This window comes from Microcystis ichthyoblabe FBCC-A1114 (assembly GCF_050500245.1).
Lineage (GTDB): Bacteria > Cyanobacteriota > Cyanobacteriia > Cyanobacteriales > Microcystaceae > Microcystis > Microcystis ichthyoblabe_A.
The window spans coordinates 1,984,879-1,999,175 of sequence record NZ_CP191408.1 but is presented as its reverse complement, the minus strand read 5'-3'; the positions used below and the strand labels follow the sequence as shown (position 1 = coordinate 1,999,175).

The 14,297-nt window shown below is 41.4% G+C and carries 10 protein-coding genes and 2 pseudogenes; 7 read left to right on the top strand and 5 right to left on the bottom strand.

Features of this window, described 5'->3' with window-relative positions:
- Window positions 1-96: 96 nt before the first annotated feature.
- Both ACQY1Y_RS09665 and ACQY1Y_RS09660 read right to left on the bottom strand, forming a co-directional pair.
- Entirely contained in the window at window positions 97-375 is a 279-nt protein-coding gene (locus ACQY1Y_RS09665; RefSeq protein WP_036401672.1) for a hypothetical protein, read from the bottom strand.
- Window positions 376-519: 144 nt separating this feature from the next.
- Window positions 520-1,290 (bottom strand): annotated as a pseudogene (locus ACQY1Y_RS09660) (Uma2 family endonuclease).
- Window positions 1,291-1,962: 672 nt separating this feature from the next.
- On the opposite strand from ACQY1Y_RS09660, the gene ACQY1Y_RS09655 reads away from it, so the two are divergent.
- From ACQY1Y_RS09655 to ACQY1Y_RS09645, 3 genes are all read left to right on the top strand, one after another.
- Window positions 1,963-4,275, top strand: coding sequence for a GumC family protein (locus tag ACQY1Y_RS09655; protein WP_430014474.1), 2,313 nt, complete (start codon window positions 1,963-1,965; stop codon window positions 4,273-4,275).
- A gap of 173 nt (window positions 4,276-4,448) precedes the next feature.
- Complete coding sequence (locus ACQY1Y_RS09650) at window positions 4,449-5,906, top strand: DASH family cryptochrome (RefSeq protein ID WP_430014473.1); 1,458 nt, start codon at window positions 4,449-4,451, stop codon at window positions 5,904-5,906.
- A 206-nt stretch (window positions 5,907-6,112) separates the two neighbouring features.
- Window positions 6,113-8,806: a DNA methyltransferase gene (locus ACQY1Y_RS09645; protein ID WP_430014472.1), complete on the top strand. Its 2,694-nt coding sequence runs from the start codon at window positions 6,113-6,115 to the stop codon at window positions 8,804-8,806.
- Between the two features lie 19 nt (window positions 8,807-8,825).
- Here the strand turns inward: ACQY1Y_RS09645 and ACQY1Y_RS09640 are convergent, their stop codons facing one another.
- The 3 genes from ACQY1Y_RS09640 to ACQY1Y_RS09630 form a co-directional block, all read right to left on the bottom strand.
- Complete coding sequence (locus ACQY1Y_RS09640) at window positions 8,826-9,230, bottom strand: type II toxin-antitoxin system VapC family toxin (protein ID WP_008207411.1); 405 nt, start codon at window positions 9,228-9,230, stop codon at window positions 8,826-8,828.
- Entirely contained in the window at window positions 9,220-9,477 is a 258-nt protein-coding gene (locus tag ACQY1Y_RS09635) for a hypothetical protein (protein ID WP_149106510.1), read from the bottom strand. Before ACQY1Y_RS09635 ends, ACQY1Y_RS09640 begins: the two co-directional genes overlap by 11 nt.
- Before the next feature lie 110 nt (window positions 9,478-9,587).
- The gene (locus ACQY1Y_RS09630; protein ID WP_002760106.1) at window positions 9,588-9,836 is read right to left on the bottom strand and encodes a Ycf34 family protein; all 249 of its coding nucleotides are present in this window, start codon (window positions 9,834-9,836) and stop codon (window positions 9,588-9,590) included.
- A gap of 94 nt (window positions 9,837-9,930) precedes the next feature.
- Here ACQY1Y_RS09630 and ACQY1Y_RS09625 point away from each other — a divergent pair, with 94 nt between their 5' ends.
- The 4 genes and pseudogenes from ACQY1Y_RS09625 to ACQY1Y_RS09610 all read left to right on the top strand — a co-directional run bounded on the left by ACQY1Y_RS09625 (window position 9,931) and on the right by ACQY1Y_RS09610 (window position 14,292).
- Window positions 9,931-11,148, top strand: coding sequence for a CCA tRNA nucleotidyltransferase (locus ACQY1Y_RS09625; RefSeq protein ID WP_002740293.1), 1,218 nt, complete (start codon window positions 9,931-9,933; stop codon window positions 11,146-11,148).
- A 177-nt stretch (window positions 11,149-11,325) separates the two neighbouring features.
- Window positions 11,326-12,735, top strand: a pseudogene (locus ACQY1Y_RS09620) (IS4-like element ISMae7 family transposase).
- A 472-nt stretch (window positions 12,736-13,207) separates the two neighbouring features.
- Window positions 13,208-13,981: a PEP-CTERM sorting domain-containing protein gene (locus ACQY1Y_RS09615; RefSeq protein WP_430014471.1), complete on the top strand. Its 774-nt coding sequence runs from the start codon at window positions 13,208-13,210 to the stop codon at window positions 13,979-13,981.
- Window positions 13,982-14,094: 113 nt separating this feature from the next.
- Window positions 14,095-14,292, top strand: coding sequence for a hypothetical protein (locus tag ACQY1Y_RS09610; protein WP_002739967.1), 198 nt, complete (start codon window positions 14,095-14,097; stop codon window positions 14,290-14,292).
- The last annotated feature ends 5 nt before the right edge of the window (window positions 14,293-14,297 follow it).

The following is a 14,297-nucleotide window of genomic DNA, read 5'->3' as shown; positions in this document are numbered from 1 at the left end:
TTTGCTCCATGATAGTCTATCAATTATTTTGTAAATTAGTTTCACAAAAGGTTAGGTTAAATTGTCGAGACGCAATCGCCGCTGGTTTGATCAAGCTTATGATTGATTTTCTGGTTTAATTTGCCGAATCAAATAGCGAACTTCTGACAGCAAAACCTCAAAACGCTTGTCTGACTCTTCCTGTCTTTGCCTCACTTCATCCATATTACGCTGTTGTTGTGCGGCAATTTGGAGTAGAGCGTTTGCCGTTAGTCGTACCCCGTCCATCGAATCTCTAAGGTCTGCAACCGATCCCGTCAATTCCGAAACTGAGTCTGCCAATTTATCTAGCATCTCATCTGTCCATCTGGAGTGTTCGGATGAGCTTCTGGTCATGGCTGGCTTTTCTCATTTGTTAATAACTGGTTACAATTGATTATCGACGCAATCTCCAGCAATTTCCCAATATATTTCCTCTCGACGCATAACAGTTGCTACCATAGCACACAATCAGCTAAATTGTAAAGCTGTATAGATTCTTCATTCAGCCTCCAGGTCAATTCCCATTGCCTTAAGTTGCGCCGCCAAGCTGTCTGCCCTAGCTTTTTCTCCCTCAGCCCGCCGTTGAGCTTGTTCGGCTCGTTGTTCGGTTTGTTCAATCCGTTCACTACCCCACAATAGTAAATTACCTGATTGATCCCACCAGCGCAACCAATGAGCCGTTACTGCTGCTTTTTTCCCCTGTCATACTCCTAGAAATAAACCGATTTCTGCCCGCCAGTAACGATGATCCTCATCCGCTTTTTGTAACTCATACTTCCCTGATACTAAGCGATAAACTTCTAATTCTCCGCTTTGTGGTTGAAAAACGCTATAGAAAGGTACTTGTAAGATTCGCTCGTAGAAATACCACTTGCCATAGGGATAGTGGGGATTGATAGAATACTCCCCTCCCTCCGTTTCTGAGATGAATTCCATGACAATTGCTGGCACTTCCCCTTCTGCATGGGGCGTGTAGCTGCGGCGAATTTCTCCTTCTCGGATAGGTGCTACTGCGGGTACATAAACCCAATCGGGAGCTTTTACTACTGTCTTAGGGCCAACGGTGGCGCAAATGCCAAAATTAGCAGCAATAAGACTCGCTTCCACAATTAAACTGGCTAATTCTAAAGATTCTCGCCAAGCCGCCGCGAGGAGGGGTTGTCGGGTGCTTTCCACTGGTTCATCAGGGAGGACAAAATCCGCTGGCAATTTCTCCCAGGTAATGGGGGGTAAAGTATCGGAGATGCGAGGTGCTAATGGGATTGTCATTTAGGCTCTTCTGTGATGGTGGTTATGGCGGTTTAGCTTGTTATAAGAGCAAATGAGTAAGCTCTTGACTATCTAAATTACTCGTTAAGATTGCAGGGGAGTACCGGAGCTGCGGGGCAGGGAGAAGCAGTTTGAGCATTTGTACTAAAATTTTCAATACGCAGTTTAAATTCAGTACAGCTTATTGCGATTGGCAGAATAGTACATAATTTGTAACCGTTCAGGGGGGGTATGTCAAGCGGCCAGTGGCATTGGCTAGGTAGGGTAAACGCACCTTAATTTGGTAATTACCGGAAAAACTAGAGTTGTCATTGTAGCATGGTGTTATGATGAAGCGGTGACTAATCGAACCAGATTGCTACCGCAAAATCTTTTAAACCGCGTCCACGGGGAACCCCGTAGTTTGCCTTTTTCGGCTATGATCTTTGCATAGCAATACTTTTAGGGGTTAATGGCCTGCCAGTGAGATTCCAGTTCTCTAGCTGGTTGCGGTTTATGTCCTTTAAAAGTGTCCCGAAGTCAATTTCAGCTTTAGATGTCATATTCCTTACTCTATAAGGGTTGGGGGCTATTTTAAATAGATACCATGTTTGGACAAATTCCCAAATTATTCTTAAGCTATACTGGCGTACTAGATGCGGTTTAATAGAGTTATCCCTTGACTATTTGATAATGATGAACAACCAACAAAATGGGGCTTTAAAAACCCAAAGTCAAGCAAATCTGCCAGTTTTTGACCAACCAGCTTTTATCCCCTCCGTCACGCAGGAAGGAGAGGAACTCAACCTGCGTCAATTCCTTTACGTCATCAAGCATCGCTGGTGGTTAATCGTTGGCATCACCCTAGGGGTGACGGCTGCGATCACTGCTTATACTTTCTCAAAAACCCCTATCTATCAAGGTAAATTCTTGCTGCTCATCGGTCAACCCATCGAGGAAAATAAAAGTTCTTCCAGACTGGCAGCCCAAGATATCCTACCTCAGTTAGGTGGTGAAGACATCGATTATGATACCCAAATCGCTGTTTTAACCAGTCCGCAACTCCTTAACCCCATCTTTAGTAAAATAACTCCTCAATATCCCGACTTTACCTACAGTGATTTAATTAGTAAAACTGGCCAATCTGATCTCAAAATTAGTCGACAAAAAGAGACGAAAGTTTTAGAAATTTCCTATCAAGATGAGGAACCGGAAAAAATTAAGCTGGTTTTAGATAATTTAGCCCGTCATTACCTAAACTATAGTTCTCAGGAACGGAAGACCGAAATTAATCAAGGGTTAGATTTTGTTAACGCTCAATTGCCCGTGCTGCAGGAACGAGTTAATACTCTACAAAAACAAATGCAGCAATTCCGGCAGCAATACAATTTCCTCGATCCCGATAAAGAGGCAACTCGTTTATCACAACAGTTAACCACTACTGAACAAGATTATCGGGGTGCCCAAGTTGCCCTTAACGAAATTAACTCTCGCTATCAGGCTTTACAGCAACAGGTGGGATTAGACCCTAATCAAGCAATTATCGCTACTTATCTCAGTGAATCTCCCGGTTATCAAGATTTGCTCAAGCAGCTGCAGGAAGTAGAAGTGGAATTGGCCAAACAATCGGCAGTTTTTGCCAAGGATAGCCCAATAATCGCCACCCTAGAGGAAAAACGGGCTAATTTACTGCCCCTACTGCAAAACGAAGCCCAGAGAACCCTAGGAGAAAAACTGCCCCAGACAGTGGGTGACTCCCCAGCTTTGGTGTCACAGAGCGCTTTGCGGGTACAATTAACCCAACAATTGGTGGAAGCCGCTAACAGTCGCAAAACCCTAGAAATTAAGGTAGAATCCCTTGCCCGGGCCCTCGAACAACAGAAAGCCTCGGTCAAAAATCTGGCGGTTTTAGCCCGTCGTTATACGGATTTGCAGCGAGAGTTGGAAATCGCCACCACCAGTCTCGACCGTTTTCTGGAGGAACAACAAAAACTTCAACTCAAGGTGGCACAACAAGTGGTGCCTTGGCAACTAATTTCCCCACCAGAAGTAGGGGAAAAGTTCGTTTCTCCTAAACCTGTGCGAAATCTGGCTTTAGGGGTTATCGGTGGCCTTTTATTAGGACTGGGGGCGGCCTTTTTAGCTGAAAGATTAGACCCCGTTCATCATAGTGCAGATGAACTAAAAGAAGATACCAAACTACCCCTTTTGGGCGCAATTCCCTGGCAAAAAGACCTTGGCACCATCGAAAAAGTGATCACCGCCGCCCTACCCCAGTTAACAGTCGGTGATCGCAAAATTACTGTCCCTAATACTACTGGGAAATCGGCCGACGAAAACCCCTCCTACTATAATTTCTCCCCCTTCTCGGAAGCTTTCCGCACTCTCAACACCAATATTCGCCTCCTCGATGCCGATTCCCCCCGCAAGTCCCTCGTGGTTAGTTCTGTATCACCGGGAGATGGTAAAACCACCATGGCAATAAATATCGCTAAGGCCGCCGCTGGTATGGGACAAAGAGTCTTACTGGTGGATGCTGACCTGCGACGACCCCAGGTTCACCATCGACTTAATCTCGATAACGACCACGGCCTTAGTAATGTCCTCGCCGAGGGTCTCGATTGGAATGAGGCAATTCAACCTCTACCCCGTTACGAGAATTTATCGATTCTTACCGCCGGTGAAATTCCCCCAGATCCAACCCGCTTGCTTTCTTCCCAGAGAATGCAGGAGATGATCTCGCGTTTACAGCAAGAGCAAGCCTTCGATCTAATTATCTATGATCTACCACCGATCGCCGCTTTTGCCGATGCCAAAATTCTCGCCGCCATGGCCACCGGACTGATTCTCGTCACCAAACTGGGCAAAACCGATCGCTTTGCCCTGAAAAATCTGCTCGAAGATATGAGATTATCCCATATTTCCGTGTTAGGTTTAGTGGCTAATAATGTTAGTCGGAAAAACCATAATTATCGTTACTATGGCCATTACTACGGGAAAAGATAATTAAATTAAAGATAGATCCCCCCTTAATAAGGGGGGTTTCGATCCCCCCTTAATCCCCCCTTAATAAGGGGGGTTTCGATCCCCCCTTAATCCCCCCTGAATAAGGGGGGTATCTGATGGTTTTTAACACCTAACTACTTATTGATCGGTTATCAACTTTTAATTGATGTTAAATGCGGGTTTTAATCTGGTATCGGAATGATCTGCGAGTTCACGATCACGAGGCAATTTATCGAGCCATTCAAGAACAATTAGAGATAATTCCTTTCTATTGTTTTGATGAGCGTAAATTTGGTTTTACTTCCTACGGGTTTCCCAAAACTGGCAAGTTCCGGGCTAAATTTTTATTAGAAAGCGTAGCAAATTTACGACAATCTCTGGAAGGTTTAGGCAGTAATTTAATTATCCGACGGGGAAAACCAGAAGAAATTATCCCGCAATTAGTTCAAGAATTGCAGATAGCCAGGGTTTATTATCATCAAGAGGTTACAGCAGAGGAATTAGCGGTAGAAAAGGCTGTAAATAAGGCTTTATCTATAATTCCTGTGCAGATAAAAACTTTTTGGACAGCCACTTTATATCATCCTGATGATTTACCTTTTACCCTTAATCAACTGCCGGAATTATTTACTAATTTTCGTAAACAAGTAGAACGTCATTGGGAAATAAGAACAACTTATCCCAGTCCGAAAAAGTTGACAAAATTACCTAAAATAGATTGGGGAAATCTTCCTATCTTAAAGGATTTAGGCTTAACAGAACTAATTCTAGACCAGGGAGGTGTTTTATCATTTCAAGGGGGTGAAATAGCAGGAAAATCACGGGTTAAAGAATATATTTGGGATAGTGATTCCTTAAAAACCTATAAGGAAACCCGCAATGAAATGTTAGGGACTAATTATTCCTCAAAATTCTCAGCTTGGTTAAGTTTTGGCTGTCTTTCCCCCCGTTATATTTATGAGGAAGTACAAAAATATGAGCAAACAAGAGTAAAAAATGACTCTACTTATTGGCTAATTTTTGAATTATTATGGCGAGATTTTTTTCGATTTATTTGCAGTAAACACGGGAATAAAATCTTTTATAAATCTGGTTTGCAAGAACTTAATTTACCCTGGCTAGAAGATTGGCAAAGATTTAATCTTTGGTGTGAGGGAAAAACTGGTTATCCCCTTGTAGATGCTAATATGAGAGAGTTAGCTGCTACAGGATTTATGTCAAATCGTGGACGGCAAAATGTCGCTAGTTTTCTGACCAAAAATCTCGGTATTGATTGGCGTATGGGAGCAGAATGGTTCGAGTCATTATTAGTTGATTACGATGTCTGTAGTAATTGGGGTAATTGGAATTACACTGCTGGTGTCGGTAATGACGCACGAGGATTTCGTTATTTTAATATCCCGAAACAGTCGAAAGATTATGATCCCAAAGGTGATTATTTACGTCACTGGTTGCCCGAATTAGCCCTAATAAAAGGCGATAAAATTCACGAACCTTATAAATTATCTCTGGAGGAACAAAAGCGTTATGGGGTGATTTTAGGGGTTAATTATCCTCGTCCTATTGTCGATTTTTTTCAATCAATTAAACACAACGAAAAAATTTATCTCGCCAAGTCGTTGCTGATTTGAGATATGAATCTTCTCTTGTGGGATTTTTAAAACCTAGACCCAAACTAACTTTTGGATACGATGGACAATTGCCATTCATACCTTGATTCAACAACGCCTCGAATTGGCATAGGCTTGACTTCGATTTCAACTCAGTTCCTTTATTTTATCGTGTAAGATAGTGATCGCACCACAACGCCCACCCTACTCCAATAGAAAGGCAAAAGATGACTACTACTCTTGAAAGCTTACAGGAATTTATTGATTTTTGTCAACAGCATATTACTGGCAAAGAAAGGAAAGAAGCTCAGATTTTCCTAGACCGTTTCTTTCGAGCTTTTGGTCATAAAGGTGCGTTAGAAGCGGGTGCAACCTATGAGGAGGCGATTACTAAAGGTAGCAAGAAAGGTAAAACGGGATTTGCTGATTTAGTTTGGAAACCTCGTGTTTTAATTGAAATGAAAAAGCGAGGAGAAGATTTAAGTAAGCACTATCCCCAAGCTTTTGAATACTGGAGTCGATTGGTTCCTAATCGCCCTCGCTATGTCTTATTATGTAATTTTGATCAGTTCTGGATTTTTGATTTTGATCTTCAAATAGATGAACCGGTAGATCGAGTAAATCTCAACGATTTGAAAAATCGGGTGAGTGCCTTCAATTTTATGGAAGTAGGGAATCGTACCCCTATCTTTCAGAATAATCAAGTCGAGATTACAGAAACGGCAGCGCGGCGGATGGGTGAGTTGTTTCAACTGTTAAAAAAACGCGGTCATAAAAGCGGTTTTGATGAGTTGACGGCCCAGCGATTTATTTTGCAGTGTGTCTTGGCAATGTTTGCTGAGGATCGAGGATTATTACCGAGAGATTTATTTATTTCTTGTGTACAAGAGTGTCTAAATGGGGGCAATTCCTATGATGTCTTGGGGGGATTATTTCAACAGATGAACCAACCCGGAATTACCCCCGCTGGCAAGTATCAGGGAGTGGATTATTTTAATGGGGGACTGTTTAGTATAATTCATCCGATTGAATTAACTAATAAAGAATTAGAGTTTTTGGATGTAGCGGCGCGTCAGGATTGGAGTAAGATCCGTCCGGCAATTTTTGGTAATATTTTTGAGGGGACAGCTAATGCTGAAGAACGCCACACCTACGGAATGCACTTTACCTCAGAAGCGGATATTATGAAAATTGTTCGCCCAACTATTAGCCGTTACTGGGAGGAGAAAATTGAGCAAGCTGGGACGATTGGCGAGTTAAATACACTTCAGTTAGAATTACAGCAGTATAAGGTATTAGATCCGGCTTGCGGTTCGGGTAATTTTCTCTATGTTGCCTATCAAGAATTAAAGCGCATTGAACAGTTATTAATTGAAAAGATTGCTAACCGTCGTCGTTCTGCTAGTGACCAGTTACAGATTAGTTTTGTTACGCCTAAACAGTTTTATGGTATGGATATTAATCCTTTTGCTGTAGAGTTGGCGCGGGTGACTTTAATGATTGCCAGAAAGGTGGCGATTGATAAGTTTAATTTAACGGAAGCTTCTTTACCTTTGGATACTTTGGATAGTAATATTATTTGTGCTGATGCTTTGTTTACAGATTGGCAAAAAGCAGATGCAATTATCGGTAATCCTCCATTTTTGGGAGGGAAAAAGTTAAGGACAGAACTAGGAGATGAGTATGCAGAACAAATTTATCAAAAATTTCCTGATGTTCAAGGACAACCTGATTTTTGTGTTTTTTGGTTTAGAAAAGCTGCGGAAAATCTTGGAGAATTAGGAAGAGCCGGTTTAGTTGGTACTAATTCAATATCACAAGTTTCTGGGAGAAAAGCAAGCTTAGATTATGTAGTTAAGCAAGGTGGATTTATACATGAAGCGATTTCAACTCAGCCTTGGTCTGGTGAAGCTAATGTTCATGTTAGTATTGTTAATTGGAGTAAAGAAAGACCAAAAGAATTATTTCTAGATAATTTGTCAGTTAATTTATTAAATACTGCATTGAAATCTGAAATATCAGTAGATAATGCTGAAAAAATAAAAGTCAATAATAATTTCTCTTTTGAAGGATGTGCATTGGGTGGTAAAGGATTTATAATATCTGAGCAAGTTGCAAAAAAATGGATTGATTTTAATCCTAAAAACAAAAATGTATTGAAGCCAATGATGGATGGACGAAATTTAATTCATCCTTTTGAAGAATTAAGTTGGGTTATTGATTTTGGTGATATGTCTTTAGAAGAAGCTTCAGAATATGAACAACCATTTAAGCTTGTACAAGAAAAAGTCAAACCAGAGAGAGATGTAAATAGAAGTAGTTTAAATAAAAAATATTGGTGGAGGTTTCGTCGCTACAGTCCAGCGATGAGAAATGCAATAGAGGGGTTAAGTCTTTATTTTGCAGTTCCTAAAATATCAAAGCAGGTTATTTTTACTCCAGTTGATGTGTCCATACTTCCCTGTGAAGCAAATATGGTGATAGCCTCCGATGATTTCTATATTCTGGGAATTCTCAACTCAAAAATACATCGCCTCTGGGTAAAAGCTCAAAGTTCAACTCTTGAAGACAGAACTCGCTATACTAATACAACCTGTTTTGAAACCTTCCCTTTTCCCCAGACACCTTCACAGGAACTTGTCGAAAAAATCCGTAAAACCGCCGGGGAATTACACGAATACCGCAGCCAACAGATGGAGAAAAAACAATGGGGAATCACTAAACTATATAACCAATTCTTTAACGAACCCAGTAGCCAACTGTATCAACTCCATCAGAAATTAGACAAGCTAGTGATGGAGGCCTATCACTTCCAAGCTGACGACGACATCTTAGAGAAACTATTAACCTTAAACCTAGAATTAGCAGAAAAAGAGAAGCGAGGAGAAACCGTCATCGGTCCCTGGTCTCCTTACTCTTAGATTACTCTAACCCCTTACATTAGATTGAAACAATCTGAATTTCCCTGACTCGGTGCATTGGTTTGGTTGGCTTTTCGGTGGTGATTAGTTCATCAGCTTGAATTTGCAGCGCAGCAGCAACATGAAGTGCATCCATCGCCGCTAAACCGTAAGTGCCAGCAATTTCATGAGCATTCTGTATAATTTTTTCTAAGTCAGTTGCCCAGTAATTAACAGCCAGAAAAAATGTTTCGTAAAATTCTATTTCTTCTTGTTGCTTGTTAAAAGTTGCTTTAGGCAATACTTCTAACTGAACAAATCGACTGGAGGCAAACTCCCGATTTTCATCGTTGAGAATTTGATAGGCTTTGATACTGGCTGATTGGATGCCTTGGAAAGCAGTAATCAGTACGCCAGAGTCTATGTAGGCTTTCCTATGACTCACTGCACCCTCCTCGACGTGCAGCAAGTTCTTGTTCTATTTCCTCTTCATTGAGCAGTTGCAATCCAGCTGCGATCGCCCGATGTCGGATTTCCCATAACTTTTTGCTTAATGGTGTTTGGGGAATAAATTCAGCTTCTGGTGTTGTTTGTGACTCAGATTTAAGTATTTGAACAAATTGCCAAACTTTTTGTTGCTTTTCCGGGGTCAATTCTCGCCATTGTTCAAGTAGTTCTTCTTCTTTATCCATAAATACCTCGCTCTTAAATTACGCATTCCTCGAATCGTTGGCTGTCCAAGACATATTTGTGGATTAACTTTCGGCTCTTGTAGTAGATATGTATGGGTAGTTCAGGTGTTTTAGGTGGGAATTGGTTCACCTGGCCGCAAACTAGACCATTTACCGGTTTCGCGTAAAAAGCTTTCACAACCCACCACATCCCACTCCATTTCGATATAATCTTCTTTGGTGCGAATGTTAACGTTAATAGAAGGGTTCTTCGCTTCAAAGTCCGGTGTCTCGGTGAGATGACGTTCCTGATGTTGTGTTTCTACGGCATGATAGGTGAGACAGCGATCAACAAAATAGCAGTTAATACAAATACACATAGGTTTAACTCTATAGGTCTTTTCCGTTAATCTAGCTCAGTCTCTCCCCAAATAGGGCCGGTCAAAATTATATTTTTGTAAATTTATCTTCTCGATGTCTTGTCAAAAAAACCTAGATAGTTTAGTTAAAGAAGTTTTTGCGATTAATCGGCAAGAATTGCCAGAAAATGCTTATTTAGTCGGTGGTGCTGTGCGAGACGCTTTATTAAACCGTCAGAAAGACTATATTGACCTAGATTTTGTGGTTCCCGAAAAAGCGATCGAAATTGCTCAAACTATTGCCCATCAGTATAAGGCCGGTTTTGTGGTTTTAGATGCGGTTCGTCAAATTGCTCGCGTCGTTTTTCCGCAGGGTACTCTTGATTTCGCACAACAGGAGGGAGAATCTCTAGAAATAGACCTAAAAAGACGGGATTTCACCGTTAATGCTCTCGCTTATAATCTCCACACCCAAGAAATTTTCGATCCTTTAGGGGGATTAAAAGATTTAGGATGCCAATCCCTGCGGATGATTTCCCCCGAAAATCTTCAGGATGATCCCCTAAGATTATTAAGGGCCTATCGACAAGCGGCTCAATTGGACTTTGAGATCGAACCCCATACCCGTGCAACTATTCGTTCTCTTGCCCCTTTATTGCACCGTGTAGCCGCCGAAAGGGTACAATCCGAGTTGAATTACCTTTTGCTCAATTCCCGTGGCAATAAATGGCTAAAAAGTGCCTGGGAAGATGGCTTATTATCTCTCTGGTTGCGTCGGATTACCCCCGCAAAAATGGAGCGAGTTATGGGGGTGGAAGCGGCAGCGGGATTTTTAGAATCTTTGTTACCGGAAAACTTTATCTTTTCCCCTTCTCAGTTACAGTTGACAAAATTGGCCCTATTGGTATCGGATATTTTGGCAGAAGCGGAAAAAGAGTTAATCGATCTCAAGTATTCCAGGGGGGAAATTCGCACGGTAATCACGGTAATTAAGTGTTTACCTCCTCTCAAGGAGGCAGATAATTTAAGTCTGCGGGAACAGTATTTTATTTATCTAAATACGGGAAAAGTATTTCCTGTCTTTGCCCTTTTTGCTTTATCAATGGGGATTAACAAAAATATCGTCGCTTCTCTGTTGACTTCCTATCTCGATCCCGATAATATTATCGCCCATCCCCGACCTTTATTAAGGGGCGATGATTTAATTAACCATTTACACCTGAAACCTAGTCCGATTATCGGTAAGTTATTAACCGAGGTACAAATTGCCCAAATTGAGGGCCAAGTTACAGTTTTTCAGGAGGCGATCGATTTTGCTAAAAAGTTATTATAAGTGGTTGGTTATAATTAAATTAAAAATGGATTTTAGGTTCGATCCCCCCTGCCCCCCTTATTAAGCTATCCATTAGTCAGATCTTTCTTAACAAAAAGAGAAGAAACTTAAAAAAAGGGGAAACGATTGATAGGTATAGTTTTGAAAGAAGGAATTAAGGTGGAGGTAAGCAAAAAAATGGAGAAATGGGCAGCCCAAGAATTACAGTATGCAGACCTAGGGGACACCAGAAGAAAGAAAAGGTTAATCAGTATCGTAGAAAACTTGGCCAGCCAACCTAGTACAAGTGTGCCACAAGCTTCGGGAAATCTAGCCGCAGCGAGTGCCACCTACGACTTTTGGAATTCCCCCTATTTTCACCCCTCAGATATAATTGCCGCCCAAGCCAAAAGTACAGTAGAAAGAATCAAAGAACATCCAATAGTTTTGGCAGTGCAAGACACAACAAGTTTAGACTTTACGACGCAAAAAGCCAAAAAAGGAATGGGTTATCTAGATTATAAAAAATCCTTTGGTCTCAAAGTTCATACCACCTTAGGAGTGTCAGCGCAAGGAATACCTTTAGGACTGATTAATCAATATGTCTGGGCAAGAGAAGAAAAGAATTTAGGGATTGCCAAGCAAAGAAAAAAAAGAGAAACCGAAGAAAAAGAAAGTCAAAGATGGTTAGAGTCTGTATCAGAAACACAACAACAAATACCCGAAGATATTCAAGTAGTAACAATCGGAGATTGTGAGGCAGACATATTTGATTTATTTGCCCAATCAAGAAGTCCTAACTCTCATTTATTAATCCGAGGAACTCATAACCGAAAAGTTAACTATCTCGAAGACAAGCAAAAGTCAGGGCATCCAGAGCCTAAATATTTACATCAATCCATCAGAGAAATAAAAGCCTGTGGTAGCCTAGATGTGCAAGTAAAACGCAATCCTAATCACGAGGCTAGACTAGCTAAACTAACAGTTAGATTTGCCAGTTTTGAAATACAAGTACCTAAGCATCACTCGAAAGCGAACCCTCGTCAACCGGTCAAATTACAGGTAATTTTAGCTGAAGAAGAAAATCCGCGTCCTGGAGTTAATCCTATCAGTTGACTCCTCTTAACTAGCCTAGACATTAGTAGCTTTGAATCAGCGATAACCTGTGTGCGCTGGTATAGTTATCGCTGGTTAATAGAACGCTATCATTTTGTTTTAAAAAGTGGTTGTGGATTAGAAAAACTGCAATTAGAAACGGGTCGTAGAATTGAGATGGCCTTAGCTACCTATTCAATTGTAGCTTGGAGATTACTTTGGTTAACCTATCAAGCACGCTTACACGGAGAGGAGAGTTGTGAAAGTTTTTTGGAAGAACATGAATGGCAATCTTTGTGTGCCACTATTCATAAAAAGAGTCCGCCACCTGAAAAGCCGCCCTCCTTTCGAGAAGCGGTCAGAATGATTGCTTCTCTTGGGGGGTTTTTAGGTAGAAAAGGTGACGGTGAACCAGGTGTTAAAACTATTTGGTTGGGACTGCGAAGGTTACATGATATCAGCCAGACTTGGAAACTATCTCATCAAATTAGTCCCCCCATAGAACCCCCTTGAGCCATCTTGCACACTTTTCTCTTTTTGTCAAATTTTATGTTAAGAAAGATGTGACTAATGGATAGGGATTAAGGGGGGATCAAAGAGGGCGAATGCAATTCGCCCCTACAATAATATTATTGCGCCAATGGTAGGAGCGCACTGTGGTCAGTGAGTTTATCGAACTGCGTGCGCCCTGTAATATAGATATTTCGACCAAATTGAGATTTACTACCCTACTCTCAAGAGTAACAATAATTATAAATTTTTGTAAATTTGTGTTGGTTTACACTTGACAAAATCGGGGGGGGGTAAAATCCCGTTGTTGCTCTGTCTTGTCATTGAGGAACTAACTTAAAATTTAGTGATTGGCAATTTTGAAAAAACCAATTTTTCTCCCTTGCCAATGTCGCTTAATTCGAGATTTTCTCCTTTAAAGGTCAGTCAGAACATTTGTTTGTTTGTTTATTTGTTTTGAGGAAATTTTCTGAGTATGAAAACTTCGACTGTGCTTAAAAATTGCTCCAGAGTAGCAGCCGGTACTGTCTTTGTAACTTTGGGGATACTGACTACGGGAACCGCCCATGCCGCTGAATTGATTACCAACGGCGGCTTTGAAACAGGTTTTACGGGTTGGAATGTCTCAATACAACCTGGGAGTAGCTCGACGAATGGTTTCTTTATTGATGATGCTGACGGCTCCACGCCTTTCAATGGTCAAGCAACTGTTGGTCCAGCCAGTGGCTCTTTCTATGCAGTGTCTGACCAAGACGGTCCGGGAGCCTATGCGCTAACCCAGACTTTTATCGTTCCTGGAGCTGCCTCATCGGTAATTTTGTCTTACGATATGTTCGTCAATGATTGGAGTGGACTTGGACCTATCGTCAATCCATCTGGACTAGACTACACCAGTGATCCCAACCAACACGCACGGGTGGATATCCTAGTTGCTGGGGCCAACCCCTTCTCAACCAATCCTGCGGATATCGTCGGTAATTTCTATTTGGGAAACGATCCCTTTGCTTCCAATCCTAACCCTTATACTTCTTATAGTTTTGACATTACCAGCTTGGTAGGAGCAGGCGGGAGCTACATTCTCCGATTTGCGGAAGTTGACAACCAGTTTTTTTTTAATCAAGGAGTCGATAATGTCAGTATTGATTTTACTCCTCTAGCTACTCCTGTTCCCGAACCTTCTTCACTCTTGGGTTTACTCGCCATTGGTGCTTTAGGTGCGGGTGCAGCCTGGAAGCGCAAATTAAAATAAAAAACTGGCAAATCTAGCCTTAAATTAGCAGCGATCGCGCTATATTGATAAAGTGCGATCGCTTTTTTGGGGAGACATTCCAGATTTTTATTAATCTTTGTTAGAATGATGACATGGGTAATGGCTTTGAGTTGATTGGAGAACTAACAGAAATAGAGATTATCGCCGTCAACCTCTCTATTCGTGAACTCAGAAGGCTAAAAGCGCAGTTTGGGGGTCGTCGATGGCGAAAGCTAAAAGGAGTCGGCTTAGTTCAATTTCCTAATGGAGAAATCCGCAAAGCTGAACTACACTGGTATGAGTCTCATTAGTGCAA

Coding starts and splice junctions, on each gene's coding strand:
- ACQY1Y_RS09665 (WP_036401672.1), bottom strand. CDS start 375: ATGACCAGAAGCTCATCCGAACACTCCAGATGGACAGATGAGATGCTA.
- ACQY1Y_RS09655 (WP_430014474.1), top strand. CDS start 1,963: ATGATGAACAACCAACAAAATGGGGCTTTAAAAACCCAAAGTCAAGCA.
- ACQY1Y_RS09650 (WP_430014473.1), top strand. CDS start 4,449: ATGCGGGTTTTAATCTGGTATCGGAATGATCTGCGAGTTCACGATCAC.
- ACQY1Y_RS09645 (WP_430014472.1), top strand. CDS start 6,113: ATGACTACTACTCTTGAAAGCTTACAGGAATTTATTGATTTTTGTCAA.
- ACQY1Y_RS09635 (WP_149106510.1), bottom strand. CDS start 9,477: ATGGATAAAGAAGAAGAACTACTTGAACAATGGCGAGAATTGACCCCG.
- ACQY1Y_RS09630 (WP_002760106.1), bottom strand. CDS start 9,836: ATGTGTATTTGTATTAACTGCTATTTTGTTGATCGCTGTCTCACCTAT.
- ACQY1Y_RS09625 (WP_002740293.1), top strand. CDS start 9,931: ATGTCTTGTCAAAAAAACCTAGATAGTTTAGTTAAAGAAGTTTTTGCG.
- ACQY1Y_RS09615 (WP_430014471.1), top strand. CDS start 13,208: ATGAAAACTTCGACTGTGCTTAAAAATTGCTCCAGAGTAGCAGCCGGT.
- ACQY1Y_RS09610 (WP_002739967.1), top strand. CDS start 14,095: ATGGGTAATGGCTTTGAGTTGATTGGAGAACTAACAGAAATAGAGATT.